The sequence below is a fragment of the Slackia isoflavoniconvertens genome, from assembly GCF_003725955.1.
In the GTDB taxonomy this organism is placed as follows: Bacteria; Actinomycetota; Coriobacteriia; order Coriobacteriales; family Eggerthellaceae; genus Slackia; species Slackia isoflavoniconvertens.
Genome location: NZ_QIBZ01000006.1, coordinates 21,702 through 40,694, shown reverse-complemented (window position 1 = coordinate 40,694; position 18,993 = coordinate 21,702). Strand labels below are relative to the sequence as shown.

Annotated in this window: 13 protein-coding genes; 1 reads left to right on the top strand and 12 read right to left on the bottom strand. The window is 59.0% G+C overall.

Annotation, left to right across the window (positions count from 1 at the left end; genetic code table 11):
* Positions 1-143: 143 nt before the first annotated feature.
* The 3 genes from DMP05_RS04390 to ileS all read right to left on the bottom strand — a co-directional run bounded on the left by DMP05_RS04390 (position 144) and on the right by ileS (position 4,604).
* On the bottom strand, positions 144-1,100 hold the full coding sequence (locus tag DMP05_RS04390; RefSeq protein WP_123219343.1) for an RluA family pseudouridine synthase: 957 nt from the start codon (positions 1,098-1,100) through the stop codon (positions 144-146).
* Positions 1,093-1,611, bottom strand: a complete 519-nt coding sequence (gene lspA / locus DMP05_RS04385; RefSeq protein ID WP_244595039.1) for a signal peptidase II — start codon at positions 1,609-1,611, stop codon at positions 1,093-1,095. The genes DMP05_RS04390 and lspA overlap by 8 nt, the downstream gene beginning before the upstream one ends.
* Positions 1,612-1,760: 149 nt before the next feature.
* Complete coding sequence (gene ileS, locus DMP05_RS04380) at positions 1,761-4,604, bottom strand: isoleucine--tRNA ligase (protein ID WP_123219342.1); 2,844 nt, start codon at positions 4,602-4,604, stop codon at positions 1,761-1,763.
* A gap of 463 nt (positions 4,605-5,067) precedes the next feature.
* Here ileS and DMP05_RS04375 point away from each other — a divergent pair, with 463 nt between their 5' ends.
* Positions 5,068-5,937, top strand: a complete 870-nt coding sequence (locus tag DMP05_RS04375; RefSeq protein WP_123219341.1) for a DegV family protein — start codon at positions 5,068-5,070, stop codon at positions 5,935-5,937.
* Positions 5,938-6,074: 137 nt separating this feature from the next.
* Here the strand turns inward: DMP05_RS04375 and DMP05_RS04370 are convergent, their stop codons facing one another.
* The 9 genes from DMP05_RS04370 to dprA all read right to left on the bottom strand — a co-directional run bounded on the left by DMP05_RS04370 (position 6,075) and on the right by dprA (position 18,990).
* The gene (locus tag DMP05_RS04370) at positions 6,075-7,427 is read right to left on the bottom strand and encodes a M18 family aminopeptidase (protein WP_211326858.1); all 1,353 of its coding nucleotides are present in this window, start codon (positions 7,425-7,427) and stop codon (positions 6,075-6,077) included.
* Positions 7,428-7,456: 29 nt separating this feature from the next.
* Positions 7,457-9,775 carry a DMT family transporter gene (locus tag DMP05_RS04365; RefSeq protein WP_123219340.1) on the bottom strand — a complete coding sequence of 773 codons (2,319 nt, stop codon included), beginning with the start codon at positions 9,773-9,775 and terminating at the stop codon, positions 7,457-7,459.
* A 39-nt stretch (positions 9,776-9,814) separates the two neighbouring features.
* Entirely contained in the window at positions 9,815-12,730 is a 2,916-nt protein-coding gene (gene uvrA / locus DMP05_RS04360) for an excinuclease ABC subunit UvrA (RefSeq protein WP_221182912.1), read from the bottom strand.
* A 113-nt stretch (positions 12,731-12,843) separates the two neighbouring features.
* Complete coding sequence (locus DMP05_RS04355; protein WP_123219338.1) at positions 12,844-13,539, bottom strand: response regulator transcription factor; 696 nt, start codon at positions 13,537-13,539, stop codon at positions 12,844-12,846.
* Positions 13,523-14,797 carry a sensor histidine kinase gene (locus DMP05_RS04350; RefSeq protein WP_161957467.1) on the bottom strand — a complete coding sequence of 425 codons (1,275 nt, stop codon included), beginning with the start codon at positions 14,795-14,797 and terminating at the stop codon, positions 13,523-13,525. The genes DMP05_RS04355 and DMP05_RS04350 overlap by 17 nt, the downstream gene beginning before the upstream one ends.
* Positions 14,798-15,033: 236 nt before the next feature.
* Positions 15,034-15,171 carry a hypothetical protein gene (locus DMP05_RS09960; protein ID WP_183907115.1) on the bottom strand — a complete coding sequence of 46 codons (138 nt, stop codon included), beginning with the start codon at positions 15,169-15,171 and terminating at the stop codon, positions 15,034-15,036.
* A gap of 511 nt (positions 15,172-15,682) precedes the next feature.
* Complete coding sequence (locus DMP05_RS04345; protein ID WP_123219336.1) at positions 15,683-16,660, bottom strand: tyrosine recombinase; 978 nt, start codon at positions 16,658-16,660, stop codon at positions 15,683-15,685.
* A gap of 3 nt (positions 16,661-16,663) precedes the next feature.
* Positions 16,664-18,010, bottom strand: coding sequence for a methylenetetrahydrofolate--tRNA-(uracil(54)-C(5))-methyltransferase (FADH(2)-oxidizing) TrmFO (gene trmFO, locus DMP05_RS04340; RefSeq protein ID WP_123219335.1), 1,347 nt, complete (start codon positions 18,008-18,010; stop codon positions 16,664-16,666).
* 47 nt (positions 18,011-18,057) lie between these two features.
* Positions 18,058-18,990: a DNA-processing protein DprA gene (dprA, locus tag DMP05_RS04335; protein WP_123219334.1), complete on the bottom strand. Its 933-nt coding sequence runs from the start codon at positions 18,988-18,990 to the stop codon at positions 18,058-18,060.
* Positions 18,991-18,993: the final 3 nt, after the last annotated feature.

The window sequence follows — 18,993 nt, the reverse complement described above, 5'->3', positions numbered from 1 at the left end:
GAGCTCACGAAACAAAACGCTCCCCTTGGGTACCTGAATCCGCTTCGGTCAAGTCCTGCTCGCTACGAACAGCACATTAAGTGCTGTTCTGCTCGTGCGGAATCTATCGGATTCAGGTGCCCAAGGGGGGCGCTCGAAGAACGTTATTCGCGAGCTTCCAATTCGTCGATAACTTCTTGGAAATCGGGTGGCAGCGTATCTTCAAACTCCATACGCTCGCCCGTAATAGGATGAGTGAACGCAAGGCGGTACGAATGAAGGAACTGTCGGTCGAGGCCGAGATTCTCCTTCTTCTTCCAGCCATACACCGGGTCTCCCACGCACGGATGCTTGATGTATTCCATATGCACGCGAATCTGATGCGTGCGGCCCGTAAAGAGCTTGCAATCGATGAGCGTGAAACCGTCGTCGTTTTTGCCGGGTTCGAAGCGACGCTTGACCGTAAACGTCGTGATGGACGGACGGGCGTCTTCGCGATCGGAAACCTCCATGCGAAGCCGGTCGCGGCCGCTACGCGCGATAGGAGCGTCGACAATGCCGGTATCAAGGGGAATCCACCCCTGCACAAGCGCCAGATAATGGCGATCGACGTCTTTCAGTCGAATATCCTCCATGAGCGCAAGGCCCACTTCGTTCGTTTTCGCACACAGCATAAGGCCGCTCGTGTCACGATCAAGGCGATGTACGATGCCGAGGCGGTCTTGCTCGCCCTGCACGTCGCAGAGGTTTTCCTTGCCGCAGTGCGCGATAAGCGCATTCACGAGCGTGTCGCCGTAATGGCCCTCCGCGGGATGGCACACCAGTCCCGCCTGTTTCGAGATAACGAGCAGGTAGTCATCTTCATAGCGAATGTCGAGCGGAATATCGGCCGCGACGAGCTCGGGCGCATGCGGGTCTTCATACGTCTCGTATTCAAGCACATCGCCCGCGCAAACCGACGCACTCTTGCGCGGCAGCTTGCCGTTGAGCGCGCAATAGCCGTCGGCGATGCATTTCGCGGCGGCGCTGCGCGTGGGATACAGCCCTTGAGAAGCCATGTAAGCATCAAGGCGCATGCCCTCGCACTCTTTGGGCACCACATTGCTCGCATAGCTAGACATGGGCGTCCTCCTTGCGCGTCACGAGCAAATACCCTATAACAAGCAATACGAAACCGCAGGTCACGCCAATATCGGCAACATTGAATACCGGGAAGTCGATGAACGTGAAATCGATGAAGTCGACAACGTAGAGCTGACTGAAGCGGTCGATAGCATTGCCCAAGCCGCCCGAACACACCAAGGCGAGCGCAATCGTTTCAAGGGCGCTTGGCGCATGGCCGGCGAGTTTTTCCCAGAATGCGAACACGAGCACGATGAGCACGCACACGATGCTTGAGGTGATGCCCAGGGCAAACGTCGAATTGCCGAACATGCCCCATGCGGCGCCCGTATTATGCACGAGCGTGAAGCGGAACAGACCGCAGTTGGCTCCCGCCTGTCCAAGCTCATAGGCGCCTTCGAAGTACGCCTTCGTAAGGCGATCGAGCACCAGCCAGACAAGGACAATCACCGCGAAAAGCGCAGCTGCCTTCTTTTTAGAATTCTTCGATGTCACGATATCGGTAGTCACGTGGACCTTTCTTTAAAAAGCGGAGCGGGCCGAAAGGTCACTCCCCCGGCCCGCCTTATAAGTCGCAACGCGCGAGCGCGCCAAACCCCGGGTTAGCTATCCAGCACGCCCAGGGTTCGATGGCTCGCGATTCGCGAAAACGCGAATGCTTACGCGAGTTGGTCGAGAACATCGCCGCAGCGCTTGCACACTTCAGCATGGTTCGCGTTGCCGCCCAGCTCACGATGGTTCCAGCAGCGCGGGCACTTCGGCTCGCTGGTTGCGGAAACCTCGACCTGCGCCTCTTCAGCATCGCCTGCGACAACGTCGACGTGGCTCACAATGAAAAGCTCTTCGAGGTCGGCTGCATCATATGCGCCAAGCACGTCGGCGACAGCCTGGGAAACCGTAATTTTCAGCACGGCTTCCTGGCTCTTGCCAACGGTTTTCGCGTTGCGCGCTTCCTCGATGGCCTTCGTCACGGCGTCGCGAACCTCAAGCAGGCACGCGAAATTCGCCATAACGGCCTCGGCGGCCTCGCCCTGGGGCAGCGCCGGAATGAAATCAGCGGCCTCGGGCCAGCCGGCCAGCTGCACGCTCACGGGACGACCCTCGCGGTTGCGCTCGGTCTCGGGATAATGCTCCCATACCTCGTCGCAGGTGAACGACAGAATCGGGCTCATGACGCGCACGAGCACCTCGAGGATGTTCATGAGCACGGTTTGAGCCGAGCGGCGCGCCACTGAATCAGGTGCCTCGGCGTACAGGCGGTCTTTCACGACGTCCATATACACCGACGACAAATCGCCGACGACGTAGTCGTAGAGCGCACGGAATACCTGGTGGAAGTGGTACTCGTTGTAGCCGCGCTCCACGTCGTCGAGCAGCTGCTTCAGGCGCAGCATCGCCCACACATCAACGGGACGCATCTCGTCGAGCGAAACGGCGTCGCGCTTGAAGTCGAAACCGTCGAGGTTGCCGAGCAAGAAGCGGAACGTATTGCGGAAACGACGGTAGGCATCGGAAGTGCGCTGCAGAATGTTATCGCCGATGGAAACGTCGACCGAGTAGTCGGTGGACGCGACCCACAGGCGCAGCACGTCGGCGCCGTACTTGTCGATGACTTCCTGGGGGGCGATGCCGTTGCCCTTGGACTTCGACATCTTCTCGCCGTTTTCGTCAACGGTGAAGCCGCAGCACATGACGCTCTTGTAGGGCGATTGGCCAAACGCGCCCGTGCCCAATAGAAGCGAGCTCTGGAACCAACCGCGATGCTGGTCGGAGCCTTCGAGGTACATATCGGCAGGCCAACGCAGGTGATCGGCCTCGGCGCGGTGCTTCAGCACGCCCACGTGCGACACGCCCGACTCCCACCATACGTCGAGGATATCTTTCTCGGGCACAACGTCAGTGCAACCGCACTTCGGGCAGCACGTACCCTCGGGCAGGTATTCCTTGGGCTCCTTCGTGAACCATGCGTCGGCGCCTTCGGTGTTGAACAGGTCGATAACCGCGTCGAAGGTCTCTTCGGTCGCAACGGTCTCGCCGCAGCTCGCGCACTTGAACACAGGAATCGGCACGCCCCAGCTGCGCTGACGCGAGATGCACCAGTCGGGACGATCGGCAACCATGGCGCCAATGCGGTTCACGCCCCACTCGGGGATGAACTCCACGTGGTTGTGGATCTGGTCGAGCGCAGCCTCGCGCAGACCCGTATTGTCCATAGAGACGAACCACTGGTCAGTCGCGCGGAAAATAACGGGCTCATGGCAACGCCAGCAATGCGGGTAGCTGTGCACGATGTCGACATGAGCGACGAGCGTGCCCTGCTCGCGCAGCCACTCGATGATCTTCGGGTTGGCCTCGTCGGTGGTAAGGCCCGCCCATTGCGGCACGTAATCGGTGAAGCGGCCGTCGTCGTCAATCGGCATGATGGTGTCGACGCCGAACTTCATGCCAACCTTGTAGTCGTCGACGCCATGGCCGGGAGCCGTGTGAACGGCGCCAGTGCCCGCGTCGAGGGTGACATGCTCGCCCCAGATGATGCGGCCCGTGTTCTCGTGCAGAACGGGGCAGATATACGTGATGTCGCCGAACTGGTCGCCCTTCATGGTGACGGGCTCGCCATTCGCCTCAACGATACGATAGCTCTCCCAGCCAGCGACCTTGGCGACAGCCTCGACCATGTCCTTCGCGAACACCATGAACTTACCGTCGGCCTCGACGAAGCAGTAATCAATGTCGGGACCCAGCGACACAGCGGTGTTCGAAGGCAGCGTCCACGGCGTGGTCGTCCAAATAAGCACGTAGGCGCGCTCGAGGTCGACGCCGGCCTCGGCGAAAACAGCCGGAATGTTGTTGAGCTTGAAATTCACGTAAATCGAAGGCGACGTCTCGTCGGCATATTCGATTTCGGCCTCGGCGAGTGCGGTGTGGCAATGCGAGCACCAATGAATGGGCTTGCGGCCGCGGTACACGGCGCCATTGAGGTAAAGCTTCTTGAACACTTCGACGTTCGCGCTCTCGAAGTTCGGCTGGAACGTGAGGTACGGATGCTCCCAATCGCCATTCACGCCCAGGCGCTTGAAGTCGTTGCGCTGCACGTCGACGAACTTTTCTGCCCACTCGCGGCACAGACGGCGCACCGTCGCCTGAGGCAGCTCGCGCATTTTCTCGGTGCCGAGCTTCTTTTCGACCTCATGCTCAATCGGCTGGCCGTGGCAGTCCCAACCAGGAATATACGGCGTGAAATAGCCGCGCTGCGCGTGCGACTTAATCACGAAGTCTTTCAGAATCTTGTTGAAGGCATGGCCGATGTGGATCGGGCCATTCGCATACGGAGGGCCATCATGCAAGATGAAGGGCTCGCCATCTTTGTTCTTCTCGAGAATGCGATGATAGATGTCCTCTTCGGCCCACTTCTCCAGGCGCTTCGGCTCGTTCTGCGGAAGGTTCGCCCTCATGGAGAAGTCGGTCTTCGGCAGATTCATCGACTGCTTGTAATCGTTTCCCATCGTGTACTCCGATTCCTTTCTTCTGTGCGTGTTCCAAGCGCCGAATCGCGCTTGGGGCAGTACGGTTCACGCGAAGCCACCACGGCCTTCGCGCAAGTTTTCAGAGTATAAAACATCGCAGCGTCAACGCCTACGGCAACGGGCACATTCTATGAGGTTCACACGCCGCGCAGGCATTCGCACGCGTGGCGCACGGGCCGTGCGCACTCCAAACGTCGCGGCGCCCGCCCCGAACCCTATTCTCTCTTCGCAACGAAGCGCATTACTCCCGCGTAAGCTTTTATCGCCACTGGTCGCAGCACGCTCCCGCATGCTGCCCCATGTAGTTTTCCGCGGAAACACGTATTCGAAAACAATAAAAATGGCCTTCGTCAAAACATCTTGACACCTACCGCTATACTTTTTCTATTCCGCGGTTTGAGAGCGGAGCGCCGCGTGCGCGGCCACAACGACGGGAGCACTTATGAGCTATCAAATTGTCACCGACTCAGCATGCAATCTTACCGAAGAGACGATCGACGCATTCGGACTCGAGATTCTACCCCTAACCTTCATGGTCGACGGCGTGCAGCACCGCAGCTACCTCAAGGGCGAGAAAACCGACTTGCGCCAGTTCTACACGATGATGCGCGAAGGGAAGGTCATCACCACCTCCCTTCCCAACATGCAAGAAACCGAAACCACGCTGCGCCGCGTGCTCGATGCTGGCCGCGACGTGCTCTACCTGGGGTTCTCGAGCGCACTTTCAGGCACCTATGAAGCCACGGAGCTGCTGATGAAACAACTTGCCGGGGAATATCCCGAGCGCACGCTCTGCGCAGTCGAAACACTCGCAGCATCGGGCGGCGAAGGCATGCTCGTATATTTGGCCTGCAAGAAAAAGGAAGCAGGCGCATCGCTTGAAGAAGTTGCCGATTTCGTGCGCGAAACGCGCGACCACCTGTGCCACTGGTTTACCGTCGATGATTTGATGTTCCTGTTCCGCGGCGGACGCGTAAGCCGCACGAGCGCATGGGCGGGAACGCTGCTCAACATCAAGCCCGTGATGCATGTCGACAACGAAGGCCGCCTTGTTCCCGTCGAAAAGGCACGCGGACGTCGTAAGGCAATCAAGGCGCTCGTCGACCATATGGAGCAAACGGCGATTGACCCGGCGAACCAAACGATTTTCATCACCCACGGCGACTGTATCGAAGACGTCGTGCTGCTAGAAAGCGAAATCAAAAAACGCCTCGGCTGCACCGAGTTCGTCGTGAACTACGTCGACCCCGTTATCGGCGCACATTCCGGACCGGGAACGCTTGCGCTGTTCTTCGTCGGTGAGCACAAATAGCACCCCAAAGCGCCTTCGGGCGCTTTTTTATTGCCCGTTGGTGGCGTTTCTGCGCCTGCAATGCAAAGCGGCGACCTTCGAGCATATGCCCCAAGGTCGCCGCTTCTCTCTTCCTAAATTCGGTTCGGGGGTCTTCCCTATTTCAGCTCGATAGAGTCGGACCCGTTGATGACGATTTCCGCATCGAAGAACGCCTTCAGCGCGTCGATGGAAAGCTTCACGTCGCACGCGGCGCAGGTCTCATAGCTCGAATGCATCGCGAGTTGCGGCAAGCCCACGTCAACGCCATGCATGCTCACCTGAGTGTTCGACAAGTTGCCCAGAGTGGAGCCGCCCGCCATATCGCTTCGGTTGGCGAACGTTTGCACGGGCACGCCTGCCGCCTCGCATACCGAAAGGAACGCGGCACGCGAAAACGCGTCGGTGCAGTATTTTTGGTTCGCGGCCTCCTTGACCACCATGCCGCCGCCAAGAACGGGACGGTTTTCCGCATCGGCCACTTCGGGTCGATTCGGATGCAAAGCATGAGCGTTATCGCAGCTCACAAGCATCGATTTCGCAACGGCGCAGTGATAATCTTCCCACGAGAAGCCAAGCGCGGCATTCATGCGCTCAAGCGTATCGCGCAGCACCGTGGACATAGCGCCCTGCTTGGTGTTCGATCCAACCTCTTCGTTGTCGAAACAGCAATACACCGATACGTCGCGGTCGTTTTCCACAGCCAAAAACGCCTCAAGCGAAACAAAGGCGCACGCCAAATCGTCGAGTTTGGGCGCTGAAAGGAATTCTTCGGCCGCGCCCCACAGCTGGGGCTTTTGGCGATTCACCAAGAACATATCGCGAGAAATTACCTGGTCGGCAGAAACCCCCAGCTCAGAAGCAACGTATTCATCAAGCGCGCCGCGCGTGAGCGCACCAGCCGAAAACAGCGGCATAAGGTCGGTCTGACGGTTCGGAGAGAACTTCTCGTTCACGGAGCGATCCATATGAATCGCCAAACTAGGAATGAGTGCGACGTCGCAGGCCGAATCGTACAACCTGCTTTCGATGCGCCCGCCTTCGCGCACGAGCACGCGGCCCGCCAAACCAAGCGGCTTATCAAACCACGTGTAGTCGATAGCGCCACCGTACACCTCGGTATTCAGGCGCATGTACTCGCTCGGACCCTCGAGCTCGCTTTGCGCCTTGAGCTTGAACGTCGGCGAGTCGCCATGCGCGGCGGTGATTTGGAAATGGTAATTGTCGAGCTGCTCGCCCACCTTGAACGCGACGACCGTTGAACCATTGCGCGTCGTGAAATACTTCCCGCCGCGCTCAACGCTCCACGCCTCGCCTTCAGGAAGGAACGTGAATCCCGCGCTCTTCAATCGATCGGAAATCTCGGCCGTCGTATGGAACATGCTTGGGCACTTCTCGATAAAAGCGGAGAGCTCCAAAGCTGCTTTGCGCGCCTCGACGGACATAGCACTCTCGTTATTGGTATTCAGCATTGGTTATCCTTCTTCCAAAATCGCTCTGGCTAATCGGCCTTCTCAACGTACGACGAATTGCTGCCCTCGGCGCTCGTCGACGCGCCCGCACTCGTCGTTTCACCCGTAAGCACGCGGCTCGAAACCACGTTGCCGGGAGCAACGAGCAAGGCGCCCACCGAGCCGACCTCGGGTGTATCGACGTACAACGTATGGCTAATCATTTGGCTTTGCGAAAAACGCTCATCGGTTCGCACGGTAATCACCACATCGGCGCCATCGATCGCCGCCATGGGACGAACATCGTGCGTGAGTACGACAACGATATCAACGCCAGCATTGCGGAAATGGTCGATGACGTCACCGACGCGGGCAACCAGCTCTTCGTCAATAGAATCGGCGTCGACATCGGCGAGCAGTTCGGCCACATTCGCGTACGCGCTCTTCGTGGAAACCTTCGCGCTCGAGCCCACTGACGATGTGCGGGACTCGCGCGATGTCGTAATGGTGGTTTTCGTGGTCGTGGCCGCCTTCGGCAAATCAAGCGCGGCAAGCTCGTCATCGGTAATGCTCACGATGCCATAGGTATGGCCGCCCTTCATGACGATACGACCGAATTGGTACTGCTCCAAATCGCTCACATCGAGCCCGAGAACCGTCGCCTTCTTCGCCTCGTAGATTTCCTTCGCTTCGTCCATCGTCATGGGGTCATTCGCATCGTCGGAAGCCGAACCAGACGTCGAGGCCGATGCGCCCGTCGATTCCGAAGCCTTCGCCGAACCCGGAACGCCCGCCTCGGTTTCGGAATCGAGGCCCAAAGCCATTTTCACGAAGCCTTTGACAGACTGCTCGTCCGATTCGCCTTTCGTGCTCGACGCGCCCTCTTTGGCGCCTTCGTCCGATTTGGCGCTTTCGCCAATACGAGCCGATTCGTTGGAGCCCAGCGCATTGTCGCTCGCCAAAGAAGACTCGGCAGAAGCTGAAGACTCAACCGTGCCCTCATACAAAATCACGCCATACCCCGACATATTGCCCGCGATGTCGTCGATGCCCGTAGAGGCATAGTTCAAATTATGTCCAGCGGAAATATACGTTGTAAGCGCTATGAAACCGACGGCAACAAGAAACCCGAACACGGCAAGCGCTATGCCTTCACGCACGCCATGACGCACGGTGTCTTTCGTATTTGACTTCGCGTCAACCAAATGGGCCGCTTCGGGAGAGCAAATCATCTCCTCCAGAGAAAGCTCGCCACTGTTGGCTTTTTCGCGTGCCTTCTGGGAAATGGCAGGGTCCCACAGCACAACAGGTTCGGGAGCGGGAACTTCCTCAAGCGCAGCCTGCGACCCCGGCACAGCCCGCGCCGCACGAATCGCGGCCTCAGCATGGGCGAGCTCAATGGACTCGGGAGTTGGAACCGTATCCTCTTCCCCTGTTTTGCCTGCCAAATCTTCCGCAAGCTTTTGCTCGTCATCGGGTTTCGAACTCACAAGCAGCACCATGGCAACGATGCACGCAAAGCCAACAAGGTCAACGAGCTCGAAACGCGTCCCAAGCAGCGTGACCGTGAAAATAGTAGCAGCTACAGGTTCGACCGCGGCGATCATCGATGCCTTCACCGCGCCGATATCGGCAATGGCTTGCATATAGATCCACGCTGCGATGACCGTGCCAACCACGATAATCGCAGCCATGCCCAAAATCACTTCGGTATTCACGTCGACGGAAACCGTCCAGGGCTGCTCGATAAAGCACATGGAAACGCCCGCCACGAACATCGAGAAACCCATGGTGACCAGGCTGCCATAGCGTCCGATAAGCTTAACGGGGATGATGTTGTACGCAGCAAGGCCCACAGCCGAAAGCAAGCCCCACACAAGGCCGGGCAGCGGCATAGCCAAACTCGAAATGTCGCCATTCGTTGCAATGAGCACGACGCCGACAAGCGTGAGAATGAGGCCGAACACCTCACGTTTTCGTGGCAGGCGATGGCTTGCCCGACAGCTGTAGCCCATGACCAAGGCCAAGCCCACCATCGAAAGCACGGTCGTAGTGCCCGAATCGGTGTAGCTGATGGACGTGAGGTACGTGAACTGGCAAAACACCGTGCCGAAAAGGCCATTGACCGCGAATGCAACCCACGCGCGCTTGTTTTTGGCGGCTTCGAGAAAGCGCTCGCGATCGATGATGGCCGCAAGAATCAGGAACACGACGCCCGAAATCATGCATCGCACCGACGTGACCCACGCCGGCGAGAGATGCTGCGTCTCAAAAAGGAATTCTGCGCATGTGCCAGAAAAAGCCCAGCTCACGCCTCCAATAAGAGCGAAAAGCACGCCGCGTGCGAAATGCGGCCGCGATTTCTGCATGTAACATCCCCCTTTAACGCGCAAGCCGCGCACGGGCGGCTAGACGTTCAAAATATCTCGCAAGAAGCGACCCGTGTGACTTTCGGGGACCTTCGCAACCTGCTCGGGCGTACCCGTGGCCACAATGGTACCACCGCGCGAGCCTCCTTCGGGTCCGAGGTCGATCAATCGGTCGGCGGTCTTAATAACGTCAAGATTATGCTCAATAACGAGCACCGTATTCCCCGCATCGACAAGACGCTGCAAAACATCAAGGAGCTGCCGCACATCTTCCATATGCAGGCCCGTGGTGGGCTCGTCGAGAACGTAGAACGTTTTACCCGTTTGACGACGCTGCAACTCGCTCGCGAGCTTCACGCGCTGAGCCTCGCCGCCCGAAAGCGTGGTGGCAGGTTGGCCCAATCGAATGTAGCCCAAGCCCACATCGTGCAGCGTTTGGAGCTTACGCGCCAAGCCCGGCAAGTTCTTGAAAAACTCGAGCGCCTCGTCGACCGTCATATCGAGCACGTCGTACACGTTTTTGCCGCGGTATGTCACCTGCAAGGTCTCGCGGTTATAGCGCATGCCGCCGCACACCTCGCACGGCACATAAACATCGGGCAAGAAGTGCATCTCGATTTTGATTTGGCCATCACCTTTGCACGCCTCGCAGCGGCCACCGCTCACATTGAAGCTGAAGCGGCCAGGCGCATAGCCGCGTGCCTTCGCCTCCTGCGTGCTCGCAAACAGCGCGCGAATGTCATCCCACAAGCCGATATACGTCGCGGGATTCGAACGCGGCGTGCGACCGATGGGGCTTTGGTCGATATCGACAATCTTATCAAGCGCCTCGTAGCCCGTGAGCTTGCGGTATTCGCCCGTGCGATGGCGCGCGTGATTGATGCGGTTCGCGAGCGCAGGCGCAAGCGTGTCGGTGATAAGCGAGCTTTTGCCCGACCCCGAAACGCCCGTGACCACGGTAAGCGTGCCAAGCTCAACGGAAATGGACACGTTCTTCAGGTTGTTCTCGCAAGCACCGGTGAGTTTGATGGCGCCTCGTTTGGGCTTGCGGCGAACCTCAGGCACCTCGATGCGGCGGCGGCCCGACAGGTAGTCGGCCGTGAAGCTCCCTTCGGCGCTCGCCACTTCATCAGGAGTGCCCGCGGCAACCACATGGCCGCCCTTCTCGCCCGCACCAGGGCCCATATCGATAACATAGTCGGCGTGGCGAATGGTATCTTCGTCATGCTCCACGACGATAACCGTGTTACCCAAATCGCGCAGGCGTTCAAGCGTGGCGATGAGGCGCTCGTTGTCGCGCTGATGCAGGCCGATGGACGGCTCGTCCAGAATGTACAACACGCCCATGAGGCCAGCACCAATCTGCGTGGCCAGGCGAATGCGCTGAGCCTCACCGCCTGAAAGCGACGCCGTGCCACGTTCGAGCGTCAAATAATCAAGACCCACATCGACCAAGAACTGCAGGCGCGCACGCACCTCTTTCACGATAGCCGCGGCGATGAACGCCTGGCGCTCGTCGAGTTGCAGATTGCTGAAGAACTCCAGCGCATCGGCGGCCGACATGTCGCATACTTCGTGGATATTCTTGCCGCCAACAGTCACGGCGAGAATCTCGGGCTTCAGGCGCTTTCCGCCGCATGACGCGCATGGAATGGTAGCGAAATACTTCTCGTATTTTTCGCGCTGGGAATCGCTCGTCGAGTCTTTATAACGGCCCATAACCGCTTCGCAGGCGCCTTCCCAATCGATGCTCCAGCCCGTTTCGCGGCCGTCGACGGTCACGTAGTCGACGAAAACTTTTTCGCTCTTAAGGCCGTACAACAGCACATCGCGCGTTTTCTTCTTCAAATCTTCCCACGGGGTTGCCGGGTCTTCGCCCATATGTTTGCATACCGCGCGAAGAACCTGGGGGTAATAATTGCCCGTTGCGAACGGCGCAATGCAGCCCTCGTTCAGCGACAGCGACGGGTCGGGGATGAGCAGGCTTGGATCGACTTCCTCGCGGCTGCCGAGGCCCGCGCAATCGGGGCAGGCGCCATAGGGGGCATTAAAACTGAAGTCGCGCGGCTGCAGCTCATCCATCGAATGGCCATGCTCGGGACATGCAAGGGCAAGCGAATAGAAATGGTCGCCCGGCCATACCGTCGTGAAGCCCGGAGTCGATTTCTGCCCGTCGGCTTCTTGAACCTCTTCATCGACCAAGTGGCACACTACGCGACCGTCGGAAAGCTTCGTCGCCGTTTCAACCGATTCGGCAATGCGGCTCGTCGCAGACGCCTTCAACACCACGCGGTCGACCACAACGTCGATCGTGTGCTTGAACTTCTTGTCGAGCTTGACGGGCTCGCCTTCCAAACGCTGCACCACGCCGTCGATACGCACGCGCGAGAAGCCTTCTTTTTGCAGGTCAGAAAGAATTTTCGTGTGCTCGCCCTTACGTCCGACCACGACGGGCGCCAAGATGAGCGCTTTTTTACCTTCGCCGAGCGCAAGAATCTCGTCGGTCACTTGGTCGGTGGTGCGAGCCTTGATTTCGCGCCCACATTCAGGACAATGCGGCGTGCCCACGCGCGCGAACAGAAGGCGCAGGTAGTCGTAGATTTCCGTCGTAGTGCCCACCGTTGAACGTGGATTTTTCGACGTGGTTTTCTGGTCAATCGCCACCGCAGGAGAGAGGCCATCAATGGAATCAAGATCGGGCTTGTTCATTTGCCCCAAAAATTGGCGGGCATAGGCGGAAAGGCTTTCCACATAGCGGCGCTGGCCCTCGGCGTAGATGGTGTCAAACGCGAGCGACGACTTGCCCGAGCCCGACAGGCCCGTAATAACCACGAGCTTATCGCGAGGGATGGTAACGTCGACGTTTTTCAGGTTATGCTCACGCGCGCCCTTGATGACGATGGAATCGCTGGCCACGATCTCGACCTTTCTGCCAAGTATTTGCAACCGCGCCATAATAGCAGAAATAGAACATCCATTCGCTCTTCTTCATAAAGCGCCCCACGATTTCGCCATGGATCGCGCGGCAAGAGGAGCGCATTAGCAGCTACCTTTTTCCTTGAGGTACCCTACATGCCCGGTTTCACCAAACCGCTTTCATAGGCGGCAACCACGAGTTGGGCTCGATCGTGAGCGTCGAGCTTCACCATGATGCGGCCCACATGCGTGCGAACCGTTGCGGGAGAAATCACCAATTCGGCAGCGATTTCGTCGTTGGACATGCCCTTGCCGACCATGGTGAGAATCTCGCGCTCTCGATCGGTAAGATCAGAGATGCGCGTGCCATCGAAGCGCGCCTTGCTGCGCGACGCGGCGTAGGTTTCGACCAAGCGGCGCGTAATCGACGGCTGAATAAGCGCATTGCCCTCATGCACAACGCGAATGGCCTGCGCCAAATCGTCGGGATCGACGTCTTTCAGCAAGAAGCCGCTCGCACCTGCCGCAAGCGCATCGTAGACGTATTCGTCGATGTCGAATGTCGTGAGAATAAGCACCGCGACATCGGCCGTATCGGGGTCGCCCACAAGCTCTCGGCAGGCCTCGATGCCATCTTTGCGCGGCATGCGAATGTCCATGAGCAACACGTCGGGACGCATGCGACGCGCCAATGCAACGGCATCGGCGCCATCGACCGCCTCACCCACCACTTCAATGCCGGGAAACGACGAAAGAATGAGCCTGAAGCCCTTACGAACCAGATCTTGGTCATCGGCAATGGCAACCCGAATGGGTGCGCCGCCGCACGTCTCATCGATGCTCGTCATCGTGTACCACCTCCAAGGGTACTTCGGCGCGAATCGTGCATCCGCAACCAGGCTCGCTTTCTATGGTGAATGCGCCATTGAGCGCTTCGATTCTCTCGCCCATGCCCTCAAGGCCATGGCCTTCGGCATGCTCGCGCACCCCACTGCCCATGCCGACGCCATCGTCGGAAAACACGAGCACTGCCTTCAAAGGGGAAGATGCCAACTCAATGCAGATATGTGCGGCATGGGCATGACGCACGGCATTGGTAGCCGACTCGCGCGCGAGCGAGAACAACGCCATATCGACGAATGCGGGCACCTGCGCCTTGTCGTAGTCGCTTTCGTCAAAATCGACCTCGATGCCAGCGCGCTGCAAGAACGACACGACGTCGCCCATGCGCTCGGTGCCTTCGGCAGGGGCATGCTCGGCTGCCTCGTCGCCGCGCAGCACTCCAATAAGTGAGCGAATTTCATCGAGCGACGACTTCGAAACCGAGCGAATATCGGCAATCGCCTCTTTCGCTGCGGCAGGGTTCAAATCGATGAGGCGCTCCGCCGCTGCCGCCTGAATGGTGACCGCAGAAAGGGAATGCGCCGTGATGTCATGCACTTCACGCGCGATGCGCACGCGCTCGTCGGCAACGCGGCGCGCAGCAAGCTCTTCGCGCGTTCGCTCAGCTTCAGCCAAGCGGCGGCGCGTCTCTTCCATATAGGCATGGTACATGCGCACGCCGAAACCGCCCAACGCGGCAACCACCACAAATGCCACGTTTTCGATGCGCATCACAAGCGCCATGGCGACGCTTGAAGCGCCCATGGGAACCACCGCAGCACACACGCCCACCACAGCCGCAGCCGCAAGAGCCTCGCCGCGGGCGCGTTCGCTTGCCACGGTATAAACAGCCACGATGGGACCTATGGGCGAAAGCGAAACCGTTCCGCCCATGGAATTCGACAGGAAGACATAGCATGCAAGCGTGAGCGCGAGCACGAACCACGGTGCCTCACGACGAAGAATCAACGGCGCAGTCGTAAGGGCAACCGCCAAATACGCATAAATATTAGGGACGTAATTAACCCAGCTCGATCCATAGGGACCGGCATCAACGTGCACAACGGAAGAAGCGGTAATCACCATTTGGGCGCAGCCAAACGCAAAGGCGACAAGGGCGACGGCAACATCGATTCCCCAATCGGTCGCGCTGCGATTCTGGGGCGCGGCGCCTTTTCCCGGCACCCCACCGAAAATACCGCCCGACGCGATATTGTGCTTCACGAAACCGGCGAAGTCTTCCTCGCCGGAAGCATCGAGTTGCGAATGGGAAGCGGCCTGTGCACGACCGTCGGTCCGACCTCCGGCACGAACCTCGGCGCGATCGTCGGCCCGGCCTCCAGCGCGAACCTCGGCGCAACCTTCAGAACAACTCTCGGAATGACCTCCGACGCAGTTCCCATCATCCTTTTCGGCCCGATTTTCAGCGCGGTCGTCGGCCCGGCCTCCAAAACGTCGCCCTACTCGATCTCCAGCACGGCCTTCTTCCTGGGCTCCAGCATAGCATCGAGTTTGGCCCTCGACGCAACGAGCAGCTTGACTGTCGCCACAATCGTCAGCATAGCCTGCGACTCGATCGACGGCGCAGCCGCCAGCATGGCCCGCGGCCCGTTCACCGACCCGGTCGCCATGCAACGAGGGCCCCACGGCGCACGGAGGGCATGAATGCTCGTTCGCTTCGGGCTCAAAGTCGGCAACGTCAAAATCGGCAGTATGTTCCTTTATATTTTGCATAGAGCCATCGTAAAACATGGGCAGCGTTTCATCCATACTGCCAGCAGCGTAAACCCGACAATTGTTCAAAAAGGTGCTCGAATGTGGCATATTCTCATGCCAAAGTCTACGCATCGTGCAGCCTTCCATTCGCTGCTTCCCATATCACCAGGTCAGAAAGCTGCTCGTTCGTTCACAGTTTATAGTTTCACTAGCCGGGTGTACTTTTTGCCACATTCGAGCACCTTTTTGATCATTGCCCGAACTCAGCAAAAGACGACCCGCATAGGACCGCGTACACGCTCCCGCATGGGCACCCCCCTGGGCTTCCCGCGTACGCGCTCCCGCATGGGCATCCCGCATAGGCGCCTCGCATGGATTTCCCGCACGCCTCCTCTACCCGCGCGGAAGAGTGCGGCGATGCTCCTCTTTCAAATGCGAGACAGACACATGCGTATAGATTTGCGTGGTCGACAAGCTCGAATGGCCGAGCATCTCTTGAACGCTGCGCAAATCGGCACCGCCTTCTACCAGGTCGGTCGCAAACGTGTGACGCATATCATGCGGCGAGAGCGTTTGGTCGAGCCCCGCGGCAAGCAAACTCTGCTTGAACATTTTGCGAAGCGCATCGGGCGACATTTGGTTGCCACGCGTGCTCACGAAGAAATACGGGCTCTCTTTGTCGGCAAGCAGCGCAGGGCGCGCGTTGAAAAGGTAGTCGCGCATGGAAGCGATGGCTATTTCATGCAACGGCACGATGCGCTCTTTCGAGCCTTTACCGAACACGCGCACCTGCCCAGCATCGAAATCGACGTTCTCAAGCAGCAAACCCGATGTTTCCGAGATACGCGCGCCGCATGCGTACAAGAACTCGAGAATCGCGCGGTTGCGCATGTCGGCGGGCTTATCGCTGCCGCGCCACACCGAAAGCAAACGCGCCATGTCGGCGGGCGGAATAGTTCGCGGAAGGCTGCGAGCGAACTTAGGAGCGCTCACGACATCGGTGGGATTCGACTCGACCAAGCCTTCAGCCACAAGCCACCGAAAAAATGAACGAACGGAAGACAGCCGCCGATTGACCGTGCGGCGCGAATACTGGGCATAGTCCAAATCGCCCAGATAGCTTCTCATATCGCGTCGCGTGGCGCACAGCGGATTGACCGACGTGCGAGCGGCCCACCGGCCATAGTCGAGCAAATCGAGCCGGTAATTGCGCACGGTATGCTGCGATGCATTGCGTTCCACGACGAGCATGTCGCAATAGCTTGCAAGGTAGGCCAGATAAAGCTCGTCAATTGCGGGAAGCTCAGGGTCGCCCGGCTCGCTTTCAGCCTGCGCGCACGCCTTCCCGACTTCCGGTTTCGCCTTCGCCATGCCTTATAGCAAGCCCTTGGCGCGAATATCGGCCACATAGCCCTCCATGGCGCGCGACCCACGCTCGGCATAGGCGGCGTAGCGCATACCCTTATTGCGAATATGCTGGTCAAGCGGCTTTAGAATGCCGAAATTCACATGCATGGGCTGATAGTCTTGCGTTGCGGGGTCGGTGGCGTAATCGAGCAGCGCGCCAAACGCGGTTTCCACAGGCAAAAGCGGGGCCTGAATGCCTTTGAGCTGGGCATACACGAATAGCGTGCACATAAGGCCCGACGCAATAGCTTCACAATAGCCCTCGGTGCCAGAAAGCTGGCCGGCAACATACACGGGGGCGTCGACGCCGCGCAAGCGCAAATCGCGATCGAGCAGACGCGGGGCCTGGATGAACGTGTTGCGATGCATGACGCCATAACGCGCAAACTCAGCGTTTTGCAAACCAGGAATCATGCGGAAGACGCGCTTCTGCTCGCCAAATGTGAGATTGGTCTGAAAGCCCACCAGATTGTAAGCCGTGCCCTGGGCGTTCTCGGCACGAAGCTGCACCGCCGCCCACGGACGACGACCCGTTGCAGGATCGGTGAGCCCCACGGGTTTGCACGTACCAAAACGGGGCGCATCGGCACCCTTGCGGGCGATTTCCTCAATAGGCTGGCACGCCTGGAACAAGTCTTTCGTTTCGAAGTCGCGCTTAATAACGCGATCGGCGGCAACGAGCTGCGCAATGAAGGCGTCGTAGCTCTCTTTGTCGAAAGGCGCGTTCAGGTAATCACCGGGAGCATCTTGCTCATAGCGCGATTGGCGAAACAGCACATCCATATCGAGGGAGTCGGCCATGACCACAGGCGCCGCCGCATCAAAGAATGCGAGGTTATCGGAACCGGTTTTGTCAACGAGCCACTGAGCGAGCGCATCGCTCGTAAGCGGGCCCGTTGCCAAAATGGTAGCGTCCGCAGCGCCCAAGCAGGCATCGAGCGGGTCGGAAACGCACATCACGCGATACTCGATATAAGGGTTTCCCTTCACCATGGAAGTGACGTCGGCAGAGAACTTATCACGATCGACCGCGAGCGCACCGCCCGCATCGACGCGGCTTCGGCCAGCCGCCGCAATAAGCTGAGAACCGAGCGCCGCAAGCTCCGCCTTCAGCATGCCGGCAGCGCTTTCGGGCTTGGTGCTCTTCAAAGAGTTCGAGCACACGAGCTCAGCGCAATCGCCGCCGCGATGCACATCGGTTTCGGTTTCGGGGCGCATCTCGAACAGACGCACATGCACGCCGCGTTGGGCAAGTTGAAGCGCGGCCTCGCTGCCTGCGAGACCCGCGCCGATTATGTTCACAAATTTATCCATGCAGCGAGGATAACACACCCGCATGGCAATTCATAAAAGCCCGCAAGCTATCCAACAGCGCCGAACCGGCCATCAGGAAAACGAGTGAGCGCGCCCGCCCCTTCGAGCAACGACACATGCGCCATAACGCGCGTCGCCGCGGCCATGGGATCGTCGCCATCAGCGAATAGAGCAATAATCTCTTCGAGACGCATAGGGTCTGCCGCAAGGGCCGAGAGAATAGGGTCGTCGACCCCCGCATCGGCCCCATCGCCCGCGAACAACGCCAACTGTTCGGCGCCATACCCGCCTCCCACGATTTCCGGAAACAACGACATAATCGCCGAATCGAACACTTCCTTGCTCACGACGGGCATAGCTCCCTGCGCAAGCAACATATTCGAGCCCGCCGATGTGGCGGAAAAAATCGACCCCGGCACCGCAAGCACGTCTTTATTGGCGGCAAGGGCCTCGTCGGCCGTAGAGAATGTACCGCTGGGAAGCCCCGCCTCCACGATAAGCGTCGCGCGCGCCAGCCCCGCGATAAGGCGATTGCGTTTGCGAAACATGAAAGGCTTCGGCGGATAATGCCACGGAAACTCCGAAGCAACCACTCCGCCGCCCTTGACGATGCGCCGAAACAGATCCACGTTCGATTTCGGATACGGCTCATCGCAACCGCCGCCTAGAAACGCGACGGTTTGCCCACCAGCCGCAAGCGCCGCCTCGTGCGCGGCTGCATCGCAACCGCGCGCACCGCCCGAAATCACCACCACGCCGAGTTCAGCCGCACGGCCTGCCAACATTTTGGTCGCATTCAACCCATAAGGCGTCGCCTTGCGCGCTCCGACGACCGCAAGGCCTTCCTTAAGCGCAGAGGGGTCGCCAATCACATAGAGCCGTTCGGGCGGCTCAGGCACAGCCTCGAAGACATCTGGATAGTCTTTCGTGCCACGTGCGATTTCGAATCGCGGACCATCGATGCGAAAACGTTCTTCCATGGC

Bases quoted from the DNA above. Each gene is read 5' to 3' on its own strand.
- DMP05_RS04390 (WP_123219343.1), bottom strand. From the start codon at position 1,100: ATGTCTAGCTATGCGAGCAATGTGGTGCCCAAAGAGTGCGAGGGCATG.
- ileS (WP_123219342.1), bottom strand. From the start codon at position 4,604: ATGGGAAACGATTACAAGCAGTCGATGAATCTGCCGAAGACCGACTTC.
- DMP05_RS04375 (WP_123219341.1), top strand. From the start codon at position 5,068: ATGAGCTATCAAATTGTCACCGACTCAGCATGCAATCTTACCGAAGAG.
- DMP05_RS04370 (WP_211326858.1), bottom strand. From the start codon at position 7,427: ATGCTGAATACCAATAACGAGAGTGCTATGTCCGTCGAGGCGCGCAAA.
- DMP05_RS04365 (WP_123219340.1), bottom strand. From the start codon at position 9,775: ATGCAGAAATCGCGGCCGCATTTCGCACGCGGCGTGCTTTTCGCTCTT.
- uvrA (WP_221182912.1), bottom strand. From the start codon at position 12,730: ATGGCGCGGTTGCAAATACTTGGCAGAAAGGTCGAGATCGTGGCCAGC.
- DMP05_RS04355 (WP_123219338.1), bottom strand. From the start codon at position 13,539: ATGACGAGCATCGATGAGACGTGCGGCGGCGCACCCATTCGGGTTGCC.
- DMP05_RS09960 (WP_183907115.1), bottom strand. From the start codon at position 15,171: ATGCTGGCGGCTGCGCCGTCGATCGAGTCGCAGGCTATGCTGACGATT.
- DMP05_RS04345 (WP_123219336.1), bottom strand. From the start codon at position 16,660: ATGGCGAAGGCGAAACCGGAAGTCGGGAAGGCGTGCGCGCAGGCTGAA.
- trmFO (WP_123219335.1), bottom strand. From the start codon at position 18,010: ATGGATAAATTTGTGAACATAATCGGCGCGGGTCTCGCAGGCAGCGAG.
- dprA (WP_123219334.1), bottom strand. From the start codon at position 18,990: ATGGAAGAACGTTTTCGCATCGATGGTCCGCGATTCGAAATCGCACGT.